Source organism: Mycoplana sp. 10N416 (assembly GCF_056394765.1).
Window position 1 is genome coordinate 78830 of record NZ_JBFTIM010000009.1, and the last position, 19954, is coordinate 98783.

Annotated in this window: 21 protein-coding genes; all 21 read right to left on the reverse strand. The window is 61.9% G+C overall.

Translation table 11 applies throughout. The features are described from left to right. Positions 1-128: 128 nt before the first annotated feature. Positions 129-698, reverse strand: coding sequence for a transglycosylase SLT domain-containing protein (locus AC1DDS_RS18580; RefSeq protein ID WP_477480236.1), 570 nt, complete (start codon positions 696-698; stop codon positions 129-131). Beyond that, positions 631-2019 carry a flagellar hook-length control protein FliK gene (gene fliK, locus AC1DDS_RS18585; protein WP_477480237.1) on the reverse strand — a complete coding sequence of 463 codons (1389 nt, stop codon included), beginning with the start codon at positions 2017-2019 and terminating at the stop codon, positions 631-633. The genes AC1DDS_RS18580 and fliK overlap by 68 nt, the downstream gene beginning before the upstream one ends. Then, complete coding sequence (motC, locus tag AC1DDS_RS18590; RefSeq protein WP_477480238.1) at positions 2016-3371, reverse strand: chemotaxis protein MotC; 1356 nt, start codon at positions 3369-3371, stop codon at positions 2016-2018. The genes fliK and motC overlap by 4 nt, the downstream gene beginning before the upstream one ends. A 4-nt stretch (positions 3372-3375) precedes the next feature. Next, on the reverse strand, positions 3376-4536 hold the full coding sequence (locus tag AC1DDS_RS18595) for a flagellar motor protein MotB (protein WP_477480239.1): 1161 nt from the start codon (positions 4534-4536) through the stop codon (positions 3376-3378). Continuing rightward, entirely contained in the window at positions 4533-5186 is a 654-nt protein-coding gene (locus AC1DDS_RS18600) for a hypothetical protein (protein WP_477480240.1), read from the reverse strand. Before AC1DDS_RS18600 ends, AC1DDS_RS18595 begins: the two co-directional genes overlap by 4 nt. 351 nt (positions 5187-5537) lie before the next feature. Continuing rightward, a complete protein-coding gene (locus AC1DDS_RS18605; protein WP_477480241.1) occupies positions 5538-6818 on the reverse strand; it encodes a flagellin N-terminal helical domain-containing protein in 1281 nt (426 codons plus the stop codon). A 353-nt stretch (positions 6819-7171) separates the two neighbouring features. After that, positions 7172-8416 carry a flagellin N-terminal helical domain-containing protein gene (locus AC1DDS_RS18610; protein ID WP_477480242.1) on the reverse strand — a complete coding sequence of 415 codons (1245 nt, stop codon included), beginning with the start codon at positions 8414-8416 and terminating at the stop codon, positions 7172-7174. A 227-nt stretch (positions 8417-8643) separates the two neighbouring features. Further along, entirely contained in the window at positions 8644-9834 is a 1191-nt protein-coding gene (locus tag AC1DDS_RS18615) for a flagellin N-terminal helical domain-containing protein (RefSeq protein WP_477480243.1), read from the reverse strand. A gap of 308 nt (positions 9835-10142) precedes the next feature. Then, complete coding sequence (locus AC1DDS_RS18620) at positions 10143-11333, reverse strand: flagellin N-terminal helical domain-containing protein (protein ID WP_477480244.1); 1191 nt, start codon at positions 11331-11333, stop codon at positions 10143-10145. 353 nt (positions 11334-11686) lie between these two features. Further along, the gene (gene fliP, locus AC1DDS_RS18625) at positions 11687-12427 is read right to left on the reverse strand and encodes a flagellar type III secretion system pore protein FliP (protein ID WP_477480245.1); all 741 of its coding nucleotides are present in this window, start codon (positions 12425-12427) and stop codon (positions 11687-11689) included. Continuing rightward, on the reverse strand, positions 12424-12930 hold the full coding sequence (locus AC1DDS_RS18630) for a flagellar basal body-associated FliL family protein (RefSeq protein ID WP_477480405.1): 507 nt from the start codon (positions 12928-12930) through the stop codon (positions 12424-12426). The genes fliP and AC1DDS_RS18630 overlap by 4 nt, the downstream gene beginning before the upstream one ends. A gap of 35 nt (positions 12931-12965) precedes the next feature. Next, a complete protein-coding gene (flgH, locus tag AC1DDS_RS18635; protein WP_310411065.1) occupies positions 12966-13676 on the reverse strand; it encodes a flagellar basal body L-ring protein FlgH in 711 nt (236 codons plus the stop codon). Next, a complete protein-coding gene (locus AC1DDS_RS18640) occupies positions 13673-14215 on the reverse strand; it encodes a MotE family protein (protein ID WP_310411068.1) in 543 nt (180 codons plus the stop codon). The genes flgH and AC1DDS_RS18640 overlap by 4 nt, the downstream gene beginning before the upstream one ends. Continuing rightward, positions 14212-15327 carry a flagellar basal body P-ring protein FlgI gene (locus AC1DDS_RS18645; RefSeq protein WP_477480246.1) on the reverse strand — a complete coding sequence of 372 codons (1116 nt, stop codon included), beginning with the start codon at positions 15325-15327 and terminating at the stop codon, positions 14212-14214. Before AC1DDS_RS18645 ends, AC1DDS_RS18640 begins: the two co-directional genes overlap by 4 nt. Beyond that, the gene (flgA, locus tag AC1DDS_RS18650) at positions 15324-15842 is read right to left on the reverse strand and encodes a flagellar basal body P-ring formation chaperone FlgA (RefSeq protein WP_405030139.1); all 519 of its coding nucleotides are present in this window, start codon (positions 15840-15842) and stop codon (positions 15324-15326) included. The genes AC1DDS_RS18645 and flgA overlap by 4 nt, the downstream gene beginning before the upstream one ends. Positions 15843-15862: 20 nt before the next feature. After that, positions 15863-16645 (reverse strand): flagellar basal-body rod protein FlgG, encoded by a 783-nt coding sequence (gene flgG / locus AC1DDS_RS18655; protein WP_477480247.1) that lies wholly within the window; start codon positions 16643-16645, stop codon positions 15863-15865. An 11-nt stretch (positions 16646-16656) separates the two neighbouring features. Next, on the reverse strand, positions 16657-16995 hold the full coding sequence (gene fliE, locus AC1DDS_RS18660; protein WP_477480248.1) for a flagellar hook-basal body complex protein FliE: 339 nt from the start codon (positions 16993-16995) through the stop codon (positions 16657-16659). Beyond that, a complete protein-coding gene (flgC, locus tag AC1DDS_RS18665) occupies positions 16992-17411 on the reverse strand; it encodes a flagellar basal body rod protein FlgC (RefSeq protein WP_310411083.1) in 420 nt (139 codons plus the stop codon). The genes fliE and flgC overlap by 4 nt, the downstream gene beginning before the upstream one ends. A 2-nt stretch (positions 17412-17413) precedes the next feature. Then, on the reverse strand, positions 17414-17794 hold the full coding sequence (flgB, locus tag AC1DDS_RS18670) for a flagellar basal body rod protein FlgB (protein ID WP_310411086.1): 381 nt from the start codon (positions 17792-17794) through the stop codon (positions 17414-17416). Positions 17795-17969: 175 nt separating this feature from the next. Next, positions 17970-18524: a flagellar protein gene (locus AC1DDS_RS18675; protein ID WP_477480249.1), complete on the reverse strand. Its 555-nt coding sequence runs from the start codon at positions 18522-18524 to the stop codon at positions 17970-17972. Positions 18525-18526: 2 nt separating this feature from the next. Beyond that, positions 18527-19948, reverse strand: a complete 1422-nt coding sequence (gene fliI, locus AC1DDS_RS18680) for a flagellar protein export ATPase FliI (RefSeq protein ID WP_477480250.1) — start codon at positions 19946-19948, stop codon at positions 18527-18529. Positions 19949-19954 lie beyond the last annotated feature (6 nt).

A 19954-nucleotide genomic window follows, 5' to 3' on the forward strand; every position in this document is an offset into this window, starting at 1 on the left:
AGCGGTGCGAATGCGACTATTTTGCAGTGGAAAAGGTTAACGCAATATCAGCAATCGCTTGCGGACCACAAAGCGCACGCATTAACGCCACAATTCACGCTCGCAGCGTTATTCAATCTTAAATTGCATTATTTGCAGAAGGTGCGGGCGTTGTCCGTCCAACTGCCGTAACCGGTCGCCACCAGGTTGGCGATCACGCGGCAGACATATCGCTTCTGGGCCGGATCGTTGTTGGGGCCGGCATGGTAGCGCGCAACAGCCATCGTCCAGGTCTCGTGCCGCGCGTGCAGTTCTGCCAGGAACCGCGCGGCATACTCGACATTGCGACGCGGATTGAGCATTTCCGCCGGAGAGGAGAACGCCGAACCATGGAAATGGTGATTGATCTGCATGCAGCCCAGATCGATCAGCTTGGCACCACTCGCCCGCGCCTGCTGGAAGCGCATGAGCGCCTCACGCTGGTCGGCGGCAAAATAGGCCTTCCCTTCGATGTTCAGCGCATAGGGCTGCAGCGATCCTTTGCGGCCGGTCTCCGTCAGGCCAACGGAATAGAGGATGCCGGCCGGGACGCGGTATTTCGAGGCAGCGGCCAGGATCTCACGCTCACAGCTCCCCGCGGAGGCTTTGGCGTTACAGATAGACGCCGCCAACGCCGCGACGCTGATCAGCGGCAGAAATGTCCGTTTGCCCGTAATCATGTGTCGATCCCTCGTTTGGATCCATGGAGGCCGCAAAACGCGTCTCCCCGCCGCTCTGGCGACCGCCGCCTTCGCGCGCCTGCTGCTGCTGGCCGGAAAATTGAGCCTGCGTGTCTCCCTGCCCTGCCCCGCCGCTGCGATCGGACGATGACGTCAGCTGCACGCTGATCTGGTCGACGCTGAAGCCGTGTCCGCGCAAGGCCTTCACGATCGCATCCTGATCCTCGCTGAGATTCCGGTAGGCCTTACCGGTCTCGACCTTCAGGTCGACCACAAGGGCGTCGCCTTGCAGGCGAAGTGTCGCTGTGACGGTGCCAAGATCGATCGGATGCAGCTGGATCTTGAGTGTGTTGACGACCTTGCCGGTCAGATCGGGTGCTTTGTCGGCTGTCTCCAGGGCGGCAGCCCAGGAGGGATCCTGCGCGATCGCCGCTGTCACCGCCGCTGAATTACCGGCCTGCGCCAGTCCGATGTATCGACGCGAATCAAGGATGGTGACGGCCTCGACCTTGGCGCCGGCCTGGTCCTTGACGGACGAAGCCTCGCCATTGCCGGAAATCGCGATTTCAACCGCCTTGCCCCTGCCATCGGCACGGACCAGCCGGAAGACCTGATCCGCATCGGAGTTTGCGTCGGAGACATCCATGTCGCCCAGACCTTCTGCAGCCGGTGTCGCAGCCGCACCGTCAGCGCCCACACCCGAAACCCGCCTTGCGGTATCATCCGATCGGCCCTTCCCGCCTTGACCGTCCTGTACCAGGGCGGCAACGGCGGCACCGAGCGACGCGGTGGACACCGCACCGTTCGACGGATCGGTCTCGGAAGCGGTTGTGCTGGTCAGCATCGACAGCAGATTGCCAAGTCCATCGGTGCCGGTGGCTTCGTTCAATTCGCCGGCTTCCGCACCTTCGGCATCGCCCGCGCCCGATGCAGATTGCCGCCCGGCCCGACCCGTTCCGATGCCATAGTCCTTCATGGCGTGTCCGGGCCCGTCGGCTCTGCCTGCCTCGGCCGCGTCGAGCGACCTTGCGGCATCGGCCAACGCGGGAAATCCACCGGAGCGATATGACGCTGCCGGTTTATGCCCGATCGACCTAGTCGAACGCCCACCCTCGGAGGCGGCCGCCTCGACGTCCAAAGCCCTGTTTGCGATCGGCTGTTGGTCCGCCGCACCGGAGCCTGCACCCCCGGTCGCAACGTTTGCGTATGCATCTGCAAACTTGCCGTGGCCCTTGCCGTCGCCATCGGTCTGCGCCTTGTCTTTCCCTGCACCCGGCTTGGGGGCGACTTGGTTCAGTGCGCTGGTGTCGATAGTGGTCAACTGCCGTCTCCCTCCAGAAGTTTGTCGATGTCGTTCAATTTCTCACGACCCGTCGCGACGTAGTTGTCGAACGCGGGATCGCTCGCCCCTTCCTGTTCGCTGGTCTTTTTCTCCGCCGACTCGGTCGCTGCGCCCGGTCCCCCTGCGGCGGCCGGAGAGCCTTGCGCCCCGTCGACTTCCGTCACGACTTTCGGGCTCGTGCCGTCGAGGTCGCTAGCTCCTGCGGTCGGCGTATCGGTCGCGGCCGATGGCATCGCCCCTGGCAAGTCCGGCGATGCGGCCAGGTCCGGCATGTCTGTCATCATCGGCGGGCGCAGCACCTCCTCCGCCAGGACGCGCGCGGCCTCTTTGAGTGCACGATCCTTTGCCGAAAGATCTGAATCGGGAATGGCGATCAGCTTCTCTGCTGCCTGACTGACATCGGCAGACGAGATCGACGCAAGTCCGGAGTACAGGTCGGCAAGGGTCTTGGGTACCTGCTCGCCGTCGCCCGACAGCGCCTGCGCCCGGTCCGCGGCCATTGTCGCCAGCCGTTCCTTACCGGAGATCGCGGCAAGACGCGCCATGCGCAGATAGACCTCGCGCTGACGCGGTATATCCATGAAGGACAGGATTTCCTGGATGTTATCCTCGCCGACGTTCTCGAAATTGTCCGTAGCCAGCTTGACGAACAGGTCGGCGAACTGGCTGGCGTAGGGCGAATGCAGAAAGCGTCGGGCATAGCGGCTCGAATAGGCAACTCCCCTGTCAACCATGCCGTTCTGTTCGGCGACGTAGATCGACCGCCGTAGCGCCGCCTCCTCCACGATCGTGCCCGGCGCGGTCAACCGCGCCCAATCGAAATAGCCGAGCGCGAGCTTCGGATCCTTGCGCAGAACGGAGTTGGCGGAAACGAGCGCCAGGTACGGTCCGATCTGAAGGCCTTTGTATTCGGGAAATATCTCGGCCAACGTCTTCGTATTGGCCGAGCCGCGACCGTCGAGATAATTGCGCACCGCATCCGTGATGCGCGGATCAAAGTGACCGGCCACGTCCTGCTTGGTCAAAAACTCGAGCGTCTCCGGGTTACCCCCACTCATGGCATAGATGAGCGCCGCGTCGACATTGCGCGGGTCTCTGAATAGAGAGGGATCGGCCGTGCGCAACCGCTCGTCGATCGTCGACAGCAGGAAGCGTTGCATCTCCATGGCGGAATGATCGCCCAGAACGACCGTGTCCTGCACGTATTGCAGGGAGCGGATCATCTTGTAGGGCGCAAGGTTGTCCTGGCCCTGCGCGTGCGCAGAGGCTGCGAGCCCGAGGCCCGCAGCAAGCGCCATTCCCATCGATGCCACCCGCAGCCTTGCCGGCATAGTGCTAGCCCTCGGTCGCCTGGATCAGGATTTCGATGCGGCGATTGACGTCTGCCAGTGGATCTTCGGGCACCTTCGGCCGCCGATCGGCAAAGCCGCTGACCTGGTTGACGCGGTTCTCGTCCAATCCGCCGCGCACCAGCATATAGTAGGCACTCTGCGCGCGCGCCGTCGACAATTGCCAGTTGTCGCCGTTGCCCTTGAAGGGGCGCGCATCGGTGTGGCCACGAATGGTGATCGCCCCCTTCCGTTCGGCAAGGATCTTGCCGATCTTCTCCATGGCAACCACGAGATCCTTCTTCGGAAGAGCCGAACCGACATTGAACATCGCCGAGTTCATCTGGTCCGTCAGGCTGACGAGCAGGCCGCCTTCTGCCGGAGTAACGGTCAGGCCGTCCGCGAGCTTACCAAGCGTGCCGATGTTCTCAGCAATCTCCTTCTGCAACTTCTCCGCCTCGCCGGCTGCCTTTGCCGCGGCATCCGCATCGTCCTTCTTCGCTCCGTCTTCGGGCTTTTCGGCGGCGATGTCGGCTTCCTTGTTCAGGCCAGGTTTGGATACGTTCTCGGTGCCGGCACTGGTGGCCTGGCTGATTTCGACCTGCTGGGTCCAGAAATCGGGATCGAACGGGTCGCGATAGGCCTCGCCGCCAGCGGCGCCCGTCGCCGGACCCGAGTCGGCCGCGCCGCCGTCGCCCTTGGCGCTGACATTGGCCTGCTGGCCGACTTCCTGGGCGATCTCCGACAGCACGGAATAGGGGTTTTCGAAAAAGTCGGCCTGCGAGTACTGGGCTTCATCGCCGGCGGTCGTGCTCTGGTCCTTGCCCTTTTCGGCGCCGTTCGATTGCGACGGCTTATCGCCCTCGCTCCTCGATTTTTCCTGGGTATCCTCGCCCTCGGCCTGCTTTCCGGGCTTCTTCAGCGATTTGTCGGCCGGCTTGTCGTCGGTGAGCTTGATCGGATTGAAGTAGGACGCGACGGAAGCCTTCGTCTCCTCGTTGGCTGCGTTTACCAGCCACATGACGAGGAAGAACGCCATCATCGCCGTCATGAAGTCGGCATAGGCGATCTTCCACGCCGATCCGTGATGCTCGCCCTCCTGGCCGGATTGACGCTTGATGATGATGACTTCGTTCTTGCCGTGATGATTGTTGTCGCCGTCGCTCATGCCAGCACCTTGCGGACCGTATCAGCCCAGGCCGTCATGCGGGTGACCAGGACCGTTTCCCCAAATTCCACCGCAAGATCGAGATCGTCGGCTTGCTGATGCCGGAACACCGGAATCTCGCCCTCGAAATGCGACTTCAACTGTTCAAACAGATGTGACGATCCCTTGACCGTCACGGTAACTCCCTCGCCGTCGGAAAGGCCGGCCCGGATCATAGAGGCCATGTCGGCGAGCGCCTTGCGAGACAATGTTTCATCGAGCACCGGCGCCAGGACAGTGGCCGCCTGGTCGGCGATAAGGTCGGCGACCGTTTCGGCCATTTGCGTAAAGCGTTCGGCGACCATGACCGCGGCCTGCTGCTCGTATTTGGCGCGCAACGCCTCAAGTTCTTCCGTATGTGCGCTGCGCAACGCCTCGACTTCGGCCTGGTGGCGGCGTTCAAGTTCAGCTGTCGCCTCGGCACGACCGGCGGCAAACGCCTGGGCGCGCTCTGCCTCGATGTCGACCTGCGGCTCCGGCGCGGGGATCTCGAAGACGACCTGCTCGATCGCGCTGCCTGCCTGTTCGGACGCACCGTCACGCGGGAAAGCCGATGGCGACTGCCGCGGCGCGCTGAAATCCTTCAGGTATCTGGCAAGATGCACGCTCATGACGTTGCTCCAGTCGCATGGCCGGCCGCCTGCTCCCAGGCCGCGCAAACGCATCGCAAGTCACCCCACCGTGGTTCGTGCATCGATACCTTCTTACACTTCGACACTGTTGTCCCGTCTCCTCGGACGTATCGCCTCGCCGGATCTGGCCGGCACGACGCCCAATCTGCTTGACTGCAGCTTGCAAGACTAGAAGTTCAAACTTGTGCGAAGATGAAGGTCTTGGGCCGCGCCAGGGCAAACCGCGCGGCCCAAGCATGCCGGTGTGGCGATGGCCACGACACACCGGTTTTCTTACGCACGCCCCCATCGGCCAAACCGTCCTTCGACAGGGGCGGCGCTCAGGACGGACTACTGCCGGAAGAGCTGCAGGATGTTTTCCGAGTTGGTGTTGGCGATGGACAGCGACTGGATCCCGAGTTGCTGCTGGGTCTGCAGGGCCTTGAGGCGTGTCGACTCCTCGTTCATATCGGCATCGACGAGACGGCCGACGCCCTTGTCGATCACGTCGACCAGACTAGCGACAAAGCTCTCCTGCATCTGAATGCGGCTCTGGATCGATCCGAGGCCGGAGGCCGCGCTGGTCATGGCAAGCAGTTGCTGGTCGACAAACTGCGTCATGACGTCGAGCACGTCGACTTCCGTATAGCCGCCGCCGGTCATGCCGTTCATCGTGGTGGCGAGGTCGAGCAGCTTGTTGATGTCGAGTGTGGCGACGGAAAGGCCGAGATTGCGGGTGGCCATGTCGCTGGCGCCGCTAAGAACCACGTAATAATCGTTGGTGCCGTCGTTGTAAGCCGGCGTCGTGGTGTCTGGGGCGGCCGGATCGGCTGTTGTGACCTCCACCCAGCTCCCTTCGGCGACCTTCAGATAGAGGGTCGGGCCGGCGCCCACTTCATAGATCCGTGGATCGCTGCTGGCATTGGGGCCGAGCGCAGTCAGTTCGGCGTCGGTGTAGTTTCGGACAGCGTAACTCGTGGTGATTTTGTCCACCCCATCGTCGACCTCGACGCTGACGGTGGTCTCGTTCTTTTTCAGAAAATCGACTTCCCGGTCGAGGATGCCGAGCTTGCCGCCGCCCTGGTCGAAGAGCACGGAAGTGGAATTCATCGGGTAGTCCACCGTCGTCACCGCAACCTGGCCGGAGGAACTGCGGATGAAGGAAGCGACAACCTGCTTCAGAATAGGCTTCTCGACGGCAGGCGTGCCGCCATCGCTGATGACACCCTGCAGCCAGTTCTCGCCTGAGAAGGAGGCCGATTCGGCAATACTGCGCAGTTGCTCCTGCAACTGGGCGATTTCCTCCTGGATCTTGGCGCGGTCGGTGCCGACGGCATAGGCGGCAACCAGCTTCGCCTTGATTTCCTTGACCACCTCGATGGCGCTTTCCATGGCGGCGTAGGCGGTGTCGACCTTTGCCGCACCAAGTCCAAGCGCATCCTGCACGGTGGAAAGCGCACGGTTGTCCGAGCGCATGGTGGTTGCAATCGACCAGTATGCCGCGTTGTCCGCGGCGGTCTCGACGCGCATACCGGAGGAAACACGCGCCTGCGTGGTTTCGAGATCCCGATCAATCGAGCGCAGGGTCTGGAGGGCCGCCATGGCGGCGGCGTTGGTCAGGATGCTGGCCATCGTTGTTGCCTTGTCTGAAAAAGTGAGGCAGGCCGGAGTGAACACCGGTAACGGCGGACCGCGTCATGCGCGCTGTCGCCAACCGTTTGCCCTGGGCGACAGTCCGTCATTCTTAACGAAAAGTTAATGAAAAATAGGTTAACAAATGGTTAACGCCACCCGGAAGCCGTTAGGAATTATGAAGATTTCGTAAACATTCGACAATCCGGCAAGCCTGGCGCAAGCTCTGCAGCGCCGCGCCAGAGGCGAGGTGGTACCGTTCGTAAGGGCCAAACACGCGAAAACCGCGGCTCCTTGCGGAGCCGCGGTTTTTCCTTCAGAGCGGGACGAAGTCGCCCCTAGCCGGGCGCCGCTTACTGACGGAAGAGTTGGAGAATATTCTCCGAACTGGTGTTGGCGATCGACAGCGACTGGATGGCCAGTTGCTGCTGCGTCTGCAGCGCCTTGAGACGCGTCGACTCTTCGTTCATGTCCGCATCAACGAGGCGGCCGATGCCGGAATCGATGGAGTCCGTGAGGCTTGCCACGAAGTTTTCCTGCATCTCGATGCGCATGGCGAGCGAGCCAAGATCGGCGCTGGCGCTGATGAGTGCCTCGAGAGCCTTGTCAACGGCGCTGACCATGACGTCGAGTTCATCATTGGTCAGAAGGGTGATGTCTACGGTGTCAATCGACTCTGGTGCCGGAATGTTGGTGTCGGGGCCATTGGTCGTGTCAACGCCGTAGTAGGTGCCCACGCCGTCGTAATGGAGCGCTTCCTGCCCCGTGCCGGTCACGTCGGACGCCAGGGCCCAGGTGTTGGCGCTCACCTGAACAAAGAAGTCTCCGTTCGCGATGACGGTAACCCCGCCCACGATCAGGTCCGCTGTCGCCTCAGCAAGTTGCGTCGTCGTCGTTCCAACCGAGTTGGTAGTGAAGGTTGCTCCCGCTGCGATCAGTTGGTCGATCGTATATGCCGCTACGGTGTGCTCTGCTCCGACACCGCTTGTATTTACGGTTAGCGTGACAGCATTCTGCGAAACATTGAAAACCCTGTCGACGATGCCGTTTTTATTTCCGGACGTGTCGAAGAGAACGGTGTCCCTACCGAGATTGTAGTTGATCTTCTTGACAGAAACGCTGCCATCTTCGGCGCGCACGAAAGAACCGACGACGTTTTTCGTCACGACTGTCGTAGGCGTGGTTATGTCAGCCTGAAGCCAATTTTCCCCGGAGAAACTTGCCGCTGAGGCGACCGTCCGCAGTTGTTCCTGCAACTGTTCGATTTCTTCCTGGATCTTGGAGCGATCGACACCTTCTTCCGTCGCGGCGACCAGTTTGGCTTTGATTTCCTTGACAACTTCGACAGCTGTTTCCATGGCGGCATAGGCGGTGTCGACCTTGGCGGCGCCCAGCCCGAGTGCGTCCTGAACGGCGGACAAGGCCATGTTGTCAGAGCGCATGGTGGTCGCGATCGACCAGTAGGCAGCGTTGTCGGAGGCGGTGCCGACCCGATGACCGGTGGAGACCCGCGACTGGGTTTCCTCCATTTTCGCGTCGAGGGAGCGGAGGGTCTGTAGTGCAGCCATCGCTGCGACGTTGGTGAGAATGCTGGTCATGATGATTTTGCCCCTGGATTGGCTAGATGAGGGACATCCCGGAAGCGCCGGGAACGATGGTGTGGCCTGATGCCGTTAACCGCTTCTTCGTCTTGGTTAACCCATCGTTACGATGAGCGCAGTTAAGCCGGCCATGGTTAACAAATCTTAAACAGAATTCACGAAGTTCACCCAAGCGAAAAGGCCGCCCCAGGGGACGGCCTTTAAGCTGCTGAAATATCTCAGGATTAACGGAAGAGCGTCAGAATGCTTTCCGAAGCGGAGTTGGCGATCGACAGCGCCTGGATGCCGAGCTGCTGCTGCGTCTGCAGAGCCTTGAGACGAGTCGACTCCTCGTTCATGTCGGCGTCGACCAGGCGGCCGATGCCGGAGTCGATGGATTCGCTCAGCTTCTTGACGAACTCTTCCTGCATGTCGATGCGCATGCCGATCGAACCGAGGTCGGCGGCTGCACTCGTCATGTCGGTGAGGGCCGCGTCAACGCCGGAGATCAGAGCGTCGAGCGCAGGGTTCAACATACCTTTGATGTCAATGTCGGCGATCGACTGAGGAGCGGCAATGTTGGTGGCCGGAACAGCGGTGGTGTCGATACCATAGTAGGTGCCGCCCTCGTCGTGGACCGCTTCCTGGCCTTGGCCCGTCACGTCGACAGCTGCGACCCAGTTGGTGTCGTCGATCTTGACGTAGAAGTTGCCACCACCGGCGTCAGCGAGCTGGGTCGTCTTGCCACTGACCGTGTTGGTCGTGAAGGTGGCGTTCATCGCAATCAGTTCATCGACCGAGTACGCGGCAACGGTGTGCTCGGAGGCAACGCCATCGGTGTTGACCGACACGGTGACGCTCTTCTGCGACACGTTGTAGATCTTGTCGAGGATACCGGTGTTGTTCTTAGTGTCGAACAGGACGTTGCTGCCCGTAAGGGGGTAGTCGACCTTCTTGACGGAGACATTGCCCTTGTCATCGCGAACGAAGGAGGCGACGACGGACTTGGTGGTTGCAACGCTCAGGTCGGACTGCAACCAGTTTTCGCCGGAGAACGAAGCGGCAGAAGCGATCGAGGTCAGCTGATCCTTGAGCTGGTCGATTTCTTCCTGGATCTTGGCCTTGTCGACACCGTCTTCGGTGGCGGCAACGAGCTTGGCCTTGATTTCCTTGACGACTTCGATCGCCGATTCCATACCGGCATAGGCGGTGTCGACCTTCGCGGCGCCGAGGCCGAGGGCGTCCTGCACGGCGGAAAGCGCCATGTTGTCCGAACGCATGGTGGTCGCGATCGACCAATAGGCGGCGTTGTCCGAAGCAGTGCCGACGCGCAGACCGGACGATACGCGAGCCTGGGTCTCTTCCATGCCGGAGGCGATTCCGCGCAGGGTCGAGAGCGCAGCCATGGCTGCGACGTTAGTCAAGATGCTGGTCATATGATGGGTGCCCCTTGAATGGCTGATGTGTGAAGGGACATTCCGGACTACCGGGAGCCGGCGCACAGCGTCATGCTTGCTAACCCGTTAACAATTCAGGTTAACTCGCCGTCTCAATGAGGCTAGCTAACGCTTGTTTGGTTAACGAAGAGCTAAATGAAACAGGTAAAGCGATACAGCCGCAGATTTTATTTTGCAGCTCTGACGTGTGCGCGCGCGTAGCAGTGCATGCTTAAGAAATGGTTGAAGCCGCACCCGTTTCCAGGTGCGGCCTCCTCGAACTATCGAGTTGTGGACGCGAGATCCGATTAACGGAACAGCGACAGAACGTTCTGCGAGTCGGAGTTGGCGATCGACAGAGCCTGGATGGCCAGCTGCTGCTGCGTCTGCAGAGCCTTCAGGCGGGTCGATTCCTCGTTCATGTCGGCGTCGACGAGACGTCCGATACCCTTGTCGATCGATTCGCTGAGCTTCTTGACGAACTCTTCCTGCATGTCGATGCGCATGCCGATCGAACCGAGGTCGGCGGCAGCACTCGTCATGTCGGTGAGGGCCGCGTCAACGCCGGAGATCAGGGCGTCGAGGGCAGTGCTCGACATGCCAACGATATTGATGTTGGCGATCGAGCTCGGAGCGGCAACGGCGGTGGCCGGGCCAGCGCCGGTGTCGACACCGTAGTAGGTGCCGCCCTCGTCGTGGACCGCTTCCTGGCCGGAGCCCGTTACGTCCATCGCTTCGACCCAGTTGTTCTCGTCGATCTTGACGTAGAAGGTACCGCCGACATCAGCGAGCTGCGTCGTCTTGCCCGCGACCGTGTTGGTCGTGAAGGTGGCGTTCTGCGCAATCAGGTCATCGACCGAGTAAGCAGCAACGGTGTGCTCGGAGGCGACGCCGTCGGTGTTGACCGATACGGTGACGCTCTTCTGCGACACGTTGTAGGTCTTGTCGAGGATACCCAGGTTGCCGCCCGACGTGTCGAACAGGACGTTGCCGCCGTTCAGGGCGTAGTCGACCTTCTTGACGGAGACATTGCCCTTGTCGTCGCGAACGAAGGAGGCGACGACGGACTTGGTGACGGAGCCGTTGGCATTTGCCTGCAGCCAGTTTTCGCCGGAGAACGAAGCGGCGGAAGCGATCGAGGTCAGCTGGTCCTTCAGCTGGTTGATCTCTTCCTGGATCTTACCCTTGTCGACACCGTCTTCGGTGGCGGCGACGAGCTTGGCCTTGATTTCCTTGACGACTTCGATCGCCGATTCCATACCGGCATAGGCGGTGTCGACCTTCGCGGCGCCGAGGCCCAGGGCGTCCTGCACGGCGGAAAGAGCCATGTTGTCCGAACGCATGGTGGTGGCGATCGACCAGTAGGCGGCGTTGTCCGAAGCGGAACCGACGCGCAGACCGGACGAAATCCGGTTCTGGGTGTCTTCCATGTTCGAGGAGATGGAGCGCAGCGTCGAAAGCGCTGCCATGGCGTTGCCATTGGTCAGAATGCTGGTCATAGGAGTTGTCCCTTTTTACTGAATACTACCGATTGGGACATACCGGACTTATGAATTATTACCGGTTACTACAGATAGGCATCATGCCACTTGGTTCACTTACCGTGAAAACCAAACCTGTCGTGTGCGGATGAAACTAGGCGCCGAGTCTTGCCAGGTTCTTAATTGCGGCGGTGGCTTTCGAGCGAAGCAGAGACCGTGGTTAACGAAACCAAACCTGTGTCAAATTCTGAAACAGGCAAATTAACCACGGAGCGAGGAGCGTCCCGGACATGGTCGAGCAGCACGCCGCGACCTCGATCCGCAGGTGAACAAATCCCGCGAGGGCAGCGGGCGATCGGATAGCCGAAAAATCAGTGGAAAGATCTGACCAGACTGCCGACCAGCAGGTTCCAGCCGTCGATCAGCACGAAGAAGAGGATCTTGAACGGCAACGAGATCGAGGTCGGCGGCAGCATCATCATGCCCATCGCCATGGTGATGGTGGCGACGACCAGGTCGATGACAAGGAAGGGCAGCACGACGAGGAAGCCGATCTCGAAGCCGCGCCGGATTTCCGAGATCATGAAGGCGGGAACGACGGCGCGCAGATCGACCTTGCCGTCCTCGACCACCGTCTGCCCCCGCTCCTCGGCGAGCGAGATGAAAAGGTTCATGTCTTTTTCACGGGTATTGGCGGTCATGAACTCGCGGAAGGGCTCGGCGACGCGTTTGGCCGCCTCCGTCTCGTCGATCTGGTTGGCGAGCAGCGGTTCGACGCCGGTCTCCCAGGCGCGGTCGAAGGTCGGTATCATCACATAGAAGGTCATGAACAGCGCCAGGCTGACCAGGATCATGTTCGACGGCGTCGTCGCAAGTCCCATCCCGGATCGCAGGATCGCGAACGCGATGACGAAGCGCGGAAAGCTCGTCACCATGATCAGGATGCCCGGCGCGACCGAAAGCACGGTCAAAAGACCGAACGTCCGGATGATCCAGGACGCGACTGATCCGTCGATGGGCGTGTTGAGAATCTGCGCGGGCGTCTGCTGGGCAAACGCCATGGTGGTCATTGCCATCATGGCAATAAAGGTCGTCGTGAAAAATCGAATCATTCGATCACAAAGGTCCGGAACATGATGTTCGTTACGCGCCCTTCGGAGCGCAGGTCAACCCGCTCCTTCAGGTCGTCCCGCAGATATTGAAACCCGCGCGGCCCCTGGATCTGCTGCAGCGACACCGTGCGCATATAGGCCATGATGTCCTGATGAATCGCCTCGGCGAGCACCGGGTCGGGCGTGTCCTTGAAAGCGAGCGCCACTTCCATCCGCACGAGATTGTCGGCAGGATAGGCCAGATTGCTGGTGAAGGCCTCCAGGGCAACGATGCCGTTGGCTTCCGTTGCAAGACGCGGAAGTTCGCCGTCCTTGTCTTGCTTCGCGCCCTGTTCCCCGGCCGCCTCGGCCGCGACCGGCTCGACCGGCGCCGCCGGCGCCAGAAGATTGCCGACGAGCCAGCCGCCGCCACCTGCGAGGACGCTGAGTCCCGCGATGATCGCGATCGTCACGACAGGCGAAGTCTTCTTCTTGCCTTCGTCGCCCTGGTCTTCGTCCGACATGTCCATTTTCATTAGCTGATTCCGTGCGCGTGCGATCAGATCGGCGACAAGAGATCGACGGCCTGCTGTCCCCATGGCGGCTGCTGCACTTCCATCAGGCGGCCGCGGCCGCCGTAGGAGATGCGTGCCTCGGCAATCTTCTCGTAGGAGATGCGGTTATCCGAATCGACATCCTGCGGTCGGACGATGCCGGCAACGTTGAGGATGCGCAGTTCCTGGTTCACGCGCACTTCCTGCGAGCCGCTGATCAGCAGGTTGCCGTTTTCAAGCACGCCGGTGACGACGGCGGCAACCAACAGGCTGAGCCGTTCTGAGCGCTCGGTCTTGCCGTTGCCCTTGGTGCTCGTCGACGAGCCGTAGTTGAGGTCAGCTTTCGTGTCGAGGCTGAAGTTTTCACCCTCTCCGCCAATGCCGAAGTTCATGCCGCTCTTGTTGACGCGGCTGCGGTCGGTCTTGTTGTCGAAGGTCGCCTCGTCGTTCAGGCGGATCTTCACCGTCAGCAGGTCGCCGACGTTGATCGCCCGCGAATCCTTGAACAGGTTCGACTGCTGATCGCTCCAGGTGGAGTAGCCGGCCATCCTGGTTTGCGGCTGCTTGGGATAGAGCGCCATTTGCGGCGTCTGCGCATATTGCAGGCCGCTGCCGATCGGGCTCATCGACGGCGCCTGGCCGATCTCCCTGATCGCCTGGTTTGCGCAGCCTGACAAAAGCGCTGTGGCCATCATGGCGAGTGCGAGCTTCTTCATGACGGGTCCTTCGAGGTATTCGGGTCAGAGGCGCTGGCGATGATGCGGGCGAGCACGGCAGCCTTACCGGCCTCCATCTCGCTCATGATCAGGCTCGACATGCGCGGATTGAGCTTCATGACGATCGCCGAAGCGATCTCCGGGTCGATCTCCTGAAGCTGCGCGGCGGCGGCGTCCGGCTTCATCTTCTTGTAGATCTCGATGAGACCGGCTTCTGCCACCTGCAGGAATTCATTGCGCCTCCGCAGCCAGTCTTCGTATTCCGCCCGCCGCGCTTCCAGTGTGGCGATGCGGCTGTCGACGTCCTTCTGCAGGGCTTCGAGTTCCTGCTTCTGCAGCAGGTAGCGCTGGTCGCGCGCCTTGTCGGCGATGTTGGTGCAGAATTCCCGGATCTCGTCCGCCGTCGCCTTGCTGGTGACAATCACCGGACGCTCCTCGGCGAGCGCTCCGGGTACCACCAGCATGAGCGCGCCGAGGGCGGGCAGCAGCAGGCCGCGAAGGCCACCGAGAAGGGATGTGTCGTGTGGCCCGTCCGTCATTGCAGCACCAATTCTGCCTGAAGCGCGCCGGCGGACTTGATGCCCTGCAGGATCGAAATGATCCCGTCGGGCTTCACGCCGATGCTGTTGAGCCCGGAGACGAGCGTGCGAAGGTTCGGACCGTGAAGGATGGCAACGGTGCCGCCATCCTGTTGGGCGACGATGTCGGTGTTCGGCTCGACCGCGGTAACACCTCTGGAAAAGGGCTCGGGCTGCACGACCTGCGGCATTTCGGTCACCTGCACTGTCAGCGTGCCGTAGCTCACGGCCACCTCCGAAATGCGCACGTCCTGGCCGATCACGATCGTGCCGGTGCGCTCGTTGATGACGACGCGGGCAGGCACGTCCGTCTCGATCACGAGATTTTCGACTTCGGCCATCAGGCGGGCGAGATCGGCGCGCTTCGGCTTGGCGACGTAGACGGACTGCGAATCACGCGCTTCGGCAATCTTGCCGCCGTACTGCGCCGTGGCGTAGCGGTTGATGGCATCGGCCATGCCGACCGCGGTCGAAAAGTCCGGGTTGCGGAGCTGCAGCACCAGGTCGGAGCTGTCCTTGAACCGGGCCGGAAGCTCCCGCTCGATGATCGCGCCGTTCGGCACGCGGCCCGCGGTCGTAACGCCCTGCTGGATCGAGGCGGCATCGCCTTGCGCATTGAAGCCGGTGACGACGACGGAGCCCTGCGCCACGGCATAGATCAGACCGTCCGCGCCGGTGAGCGAGGTCATCACCAGCGAGCCGCCGCGCAGCGACGTGGCGTCGCCGAGCGACCCGACGGTCACGTCGATGCGGCTGCCGGGGCTTGCGAACGGCGGAAGCGTGGCCGTGACCAGTACCGCCGCGACGTTCTTTGCCCGCGAGCGCTCGCCCTGCGTGTTGATGCCGAGGTTCTGCAGCATCGACTGCAGCGCCTGTTCCGTGAACGGAGACGAGCGCAGGCTGTCGCCGGTGCCCTGCAGGCCGACGACAAGGCCGTAGCCGATCAACTGGTTGTCTCGCCCCGCCTGCAGCGACGCTACGTCCTTGACGCGCGCGGCCGAGTGGGCCGGCGCGACCGAAAGCGCAAGCCCCACAAGGACACTCAAAAGGCGGGACAGGAACGGTCTGATCATTTTGCCACCACGTGCACTGAATGGTCGCCCATGACGGTCCCGGAGACGATGACGCCGGAATCCATGTTGCGGACCTTGATGAGGTCGCCGACCGAGGCATCTTCCAATGGCGTGCCGGACGCCGAGATGATGAGCGGGCCGTTCTGGAAGACGAGCCGGACGGTCTTGCCCCGCGAGACCGCGAAGGGCTCGCGCAGCGAGGAGACGGGAATGATCCGGCCGGCAAGGAGCGTCTTCTTGGTGATCAACCCGTTGACGGCTGCGATCTCTTCGGCGTAACCGGGCGCGATGTTGGGATTGGTGACCTCGACCTCCTCGAGCTGCGCCGCGTCGAGCTGTTCGCCGGGATAGATGGTTCGCTTGGGAACAACCGCGAAACGCGCTTCGCCGGAGGCTTGTGCCGTGCCCAGCCCGCCCGTGAGGCCCGCGAGCGCCAGGACGAGGACAACGAACAGCCCTCTCGCCCGATCTGCTCGAGCCTTCTTTTGACGCGATTGTAACAGGCGAAACATCATGTTCCCCTCGTCTGTTGCGGTTACCGGAGGTTCTTGCTCACGACGGCCGCCATTTCGTCTGCCGCCTGGATGATCTTGGAGTTCATTTCATAGGCGCGCTGGGCCGAAATCAGGTCGGTGATTTCCTTGACCGGATCGACGTTCGACGCCTCGAGATAGTTCTGCTGCATGTAGGCAAAGCCGTTCTCGTCCGGTGTGCCGACGATCGCATCGCCCGATGCATCGGTCTCGCGGAACAGGTTTTCGCCGAGCGGCTCGAGACCGGCCTCGTTGATGAAGTTCGCGAGGGTGATCTGACCGAGATCCTGTTCCTCGCCGTTGACGGTCGCAAAGACCTGGCCGGAGCGGTTGACCGTGACTGCGGTTGCCTCCTGCGGCACGGTGATGCCCGGCGAAACGGTGTAGCCGTCGAGCGTGACGAGCTGTCCGTCGGCGTTGGTGTTGAAGGCACCCGAGCGCGTGTAGAGCGTCGTTCCGTCCGGCGCTTCGATCTGGAACCAGCCACGGCCGACAAGCGCGATGTCGAAGGAGTTGCCGGTCTGAGTCAGACCACCCTGCAGATGCAGGTTGCGGACGGCCGCTGTCTTGACGCCGAGACCGATGATCGCACCTTCCGGGACGATGGCCGCATTGGCGCGGTTTGGTACGCCCTGGGCGCGCTCGGTCTGGTAGAGCAGGTCGGAGAACTCGGCGCGCGCGCGCTTGTAACCCGTTGTGTTGATGTTGGCGATGTTGTTCGCGATGACCTCGAGATTGGTCTGTTGCGCGTTCATGCCGGTTGCGGCGATGGCGAGAGCTTTCATGGCACTGTCCTTCAGATCTGCATGCGGGCGACTTCGAGGTAGGCGGTGACGACCTTGTCGCGGATCGAGATCGCCGTCTGCAGCGCCTGCTCGGCGTTCATCACGGCGTCAACGACCTCGCGGGTGCTCGCCTTGCCTTGAACCGCCTCGAAGGACTTCGTTTCGCTGAGCTTCAACGAGTTGACCGCGTCGGTTGCCATGTCGCCCAGCACCTGGGAGAAGCTCATCGGCTGCGGCACACTCGGAGCCAGCGGCGACTGGACCGCACTGCCGGCGACAGTGTTTTCCGTCGCCGTTCCGGTCAGGGCGGAGGTGGAGAACGACCGGACGCTCTGGATTGATTCGATCATTGCGATGCCCTCAGGAGGTCGATGGTCGCGCTGATGAGATCGCGCGACTGCTTGATGCTTTGCAGATTGGCTTCATACGAGCGGTTGGCCTCGCGCATGTCCGCCATTTCGACCAGCACATTGACGTTCGGGATCTTCACCATGCCCTTCTCGTCGGCGGCCGGATTGCCCGGATCGAACTCCGCCGCAAAGTCGCTTTCATCCTCCGCCAGACGGTCGACCTCGACGAGCGAAGCACCGCTTACGCGGTCGAGCTCGGACACGAAGGTGATGGTCTTGCGTCGATACGGGTCCGCTCCAGGCGTGTCGCCGGTCGAGCGGGCGTTCGCCAGGTTTTCCGAAACGATGCGAATACGGGTGGACTGCGCTTCCAGACCGGAGGCGGCGACTTTCATTGAGGCGAGTAGGGGATCCATCATTATTTCCTGACAGTCATCAGCATCATGCGATGATACGCCTTGACGAGGCCGGCATTGAGCTCGAACTCACGCTTGACCTGACCTTGCTTCATCAGTTCCTCGGCAAGACCGACGGTGTTGCCCGAAATCTGCTCGCCGACATCCTTGTTCGGCTCGATCTCGGTAATCTCGCTGCTCAGGCTCGCCTCGGCGAAATGCATCGGATTGGTGGCCGCCATGCGGATGCCGGTGTTTTCGAGCACCGACTGGAAGGCGCTCACATCCTTGGCCCGGTAACCGGGGGTATTGGCGTTGGCGATGTTGCCTGCGACCACGGACTGGCGAACGGAAAGCCACTCGGCCTGCCTGGAAGCCAGCTCGAAGAATTGAATTGGTTGCATGACGGCAAACTCCATCGTTGGTGCCACGGAACCTACGGCGTTAAACTTGCGTGGGACTTGCCGGGAGTTTGTGCTTCCGTTTGAGCCTGAAGCCGTGGGGGTGGGACTAAAAAAGCAGCAATCGCCGGCGGGGCGGCCGGCGGTCGGTGTCAGGCTGTTCCTGTGGACCAGTGAATCAGTTGCGCTTGTAGATATCGCCGTTGGAGGTGACGATCACCCATTCTCCGTCACGCTGTTCCAGCGTCGCAAGCCGGCTGCTGTCGGGCAGAATCGAACCGACCCGCACGATGTAAAGTCCCGAAGCATCCTCGATCAGGGCGCGACCGTTTGCGACATGCATCAGCCGGAAGCCGGTCGGCGCGGGAAGCGGCTGATCCAGCGACTTCTCCGGCGTGGCACCCGTTTTCTTCTCAAGTCCGAGATTTGGCACCGTGGCGGTTTTGACCGGGTCGACGTCGCCCGCCTTATCCGCATCGTCGTCATCAACCATTGCCGCTGGCGAGACGCTCATCACTTCGCGAGCCGGCGTTTCCGGCAGATCGCGGGTGTTGCCTTGCCACAGCGGCGGAACAGAGAATTCCTGCGGGTTGAGGAAGACATACCAGGGGAAGAAGGCAGCCAGGGCAGCCAGCGTCACGCCCGCGGTGACGAGCAGCCGATCACCGAAGCTGCCGCCCGTCTCCGGTCGCTTCATCGGGGGGATCGTCTTGTCCGCTTCATAGTCCGTCATGTTCACCCCCTTGCCCTCGCATTGCCGGCCCCGTTCGGCTGATTTGCCGGCGCGTTGCGCAACGCTGTCGCCAGATCGGCAAAGGAATCGGAGGCCGGCTTGTCGCCTGGTGTCTGACGCAGCACGTCATAGATGATCGGAACCTGCCTGATCGCCATGTCGAGGTCGGCATCGCTGCCGGGGCGATAGCCGCCGATCAGGCGCAGGTCACGCGTTTCCTCGTAGCGGTGGATCAACGCTTTCAGCCGCGCCACCAGCTTTTCCTGATCAGCGGTCCAGGCCTTGCGGGCCAGGCGCGAGATCGAGGAGAGCGGATTGATCGGCGGGTAGCGCCCCTCGTCGGCCAGGCTGCGTTCCAACACGATGTGACCATCGAGGATGCCGCGCGTCGAATCGGCGATCGGGTCGTTGTGGTTGTCGCCATCCACCAGGATCGAGATGATCGCGGTGATCGTCCCCGTCCCTTCCGCGCCGGGACCGGCCCGTTCCAGCAGCCGCGGCAGTTCGGTGAACACCGACGCCGGATAGCCACGCGCGATCGGCGGCTCGCCGGATGCGGTCGCCACTTCACGGATCGCATGCGCGAAGCGCGTGACGCTGTCGACGATCAGCAGCACGTTGTCGCCCTGGTCGCGAAAGTGTTCGGCGATCGTTACCGCCGTCAGCGGCGCCATCTTGCGGAGCATCGGGCTCTCGTCGCTGGTCGCAACCACCGCCACCGACTTCGACAGATTGTCGCCAAGCGTGTCTTCGATGAATTCGCGCACCTCGCGGCCGCGCTCGCCGACAAGGGCGATCACGACCTTGTCGAAGGCATCGGCACGGGCCAGCATCGAAAGCAGCGTCGACTTGCCGACCCCTGATCCGGCGAAAATCCCCAGGCGCTGGCCGAGGCAAAGCGGCGCGAAGATATCAACGGCACGAACACCCGTGGAAAAACCCTGCTCGACGCGGCGACGCGTCATCGAAGGTGGCGCCGTGTTGGCGATCGATCGGCGAACATCGCCCTGCGTCATCGGTCCGCGGCCATCGATCGGCTCTCCGAGCGCGTTGATGGTGCGGCCGCACCATGCCGCCGTTGGCGCAATGCGGAACGCGCCCTTGCGGATGACCGTGTCGTGGATGCCGATCGGTTCGCCCGGCTCAATCGGGCAGACGACCACGCTATCCGGCTCGACCCGAACCACTTCGCCGAGATGAATGCCGGTGGGGCTGCGATGCGCAACGAACTCCCCCAGCCGCACATGCCGCGACAGGCCGCTGACCGTATAGTTTCCCGCCGCGATGGTCTGCACGTGACCGCCATGCGCGACGGAGAATTCCGGATTGGAATAGCGCCGCACGAGCCCCGCAAGCGCACTAAGCTTGCGGGCGCCGCCGCTGATCGCCGGCTTGCCTGGTTGATTGTCCGTCACAATGCTCATCGGGTG

Coding starts and splice junctions, on each gene's coding strand:
- AC1DDS_RS18580 (WP_477480236.1), bottom strand. CDS start 698: ATGATTACGGGCAAACGGACATTTCTGCCGCTGATCAGCGTCGCGGCG.
- motC (WP_477480238.1), bottom strand. CDS start 3,371: ATGCCGGCAAGGCTGCGGGTGGCATCGATGGGAATGGCGCTTGCTGCG.
- AC1DDS_RS18595 (WP_477480239.1), bottom strand. CDS start 4,536: ATGAGCGACGGCGACAACAATCATCACGGCAAGAACGAAGTCATCATC.
- AC1DDS_RS18600 (WP_477480240.1), bottom strand. CDS start 5,186: ATGAGCGTGCATCTTGCCAGATACCTGAAGGATTTCAGCGCGCCGCGG.
- AC1DDS_RS18605 (WP_477480241.1), bottom strand. CDS start 6,818: ATGGCCAGCATCCTGACCAACGCCGCCGCCATGGCGGCCCTCCAGACC.
- AC1DDS_RS18610 (WP_477480242.1), bottom strand. CDS start 8,416: ATGACCAGCATTCTCACCAACGTCGCAGCGATGGCTGCACTACAGACC.
- AC1DDS_RS18615 (WP_477480243.1), bottom strand. CDS start 9,834: ATGACCAGCATCTTGACTAACGTCGCAGCCATGGCTGCGCTCTCGACC.
- AC1DDS_RS18620 (WP_477480244.1), bottom strand. CDS start 11,333: ATGACCAGCATTCTGACCAATGGCAACGCCATGGCAGCGCTTTCGACG.
- fliP (WP_477480245.1), bottom strand. CDS start 12,427: ATGATTCGATTTTTCACGACGACCTTTATTGCCATGATGGCAATGACC.
- AC1DDS_RS18630 (WP_477480405.1), bottom strand. CDS start 12,930: ATGTCGGACGAAGACCAGGGCGACGAAGGCAAGAAGAAGACTTCGCCT.
- flgH (WP_310411065.1), bottom strand. CDS start 13,676: ATGAAGAAGCTCGCACTCGCCATGATGGCCACAGCGCTTTTGTCAGGC.
- AC1DDS_RS18640 (WP_310411068.1), bottom strand. CDS start 14,215: ATGACGGACGGGCCACACGACACATCCCTTCTCGGTGGCCTTCGCGGC.
- AC1DDS_RS18645 (WP_477480246.1), bottom strand. CDS start 15,327: ATGATCAGACCGTTCCTGTCCCGCCTTTTGAGTGTCCTTGTGGGGCTT.
- flgA (WP_405030139.1), bottom strand. CDS start 15,842: ATGATGTTTCGCCTGTTACAATCGCGTCAAAAGAAGGCTCGAGCAGAT.
- flgG (WP_477480247.1), bottom strand. CDS start 16,645: ATGAAAGCTCTCGCCATCGCCGCAACCGGCATGAACGCGCAACAGACC.
- fliE (WP_477480248.1), bottom strand. CDS start 16,995: ATGATCGAATCAATCCAGAGCGTCCGGTCGTTCTCCACCTCCGCCCTG.
- flgC (WP_310411083.1), bottom strand. CDS start 17,411: ATGGATCCCCTACTCGCCTCAATGAAAGTCGCCGCCTCCGGTCTGGAA.
- flgB (WP_310411086.1), bottom strand. CDS start 17,794: ATGCAACCAATTCAATTCTTCGAGCTGGCTTCCAGGCAGGCCGAGTGG.
- AC1DDS_RS18675 (WP_477480249.1), bottom strand. CDS start 18,524: ATGACGGACTATGAAGCGGACAAGACGATCCCCCCGATGAAGCGACCG.
- fliI (WP_477480250.1), bottom strand. CDS start 19,948: ATGAGCATTGTGACGGACAATCAACCAGGCAAGCCGGCGATCAGCGGC.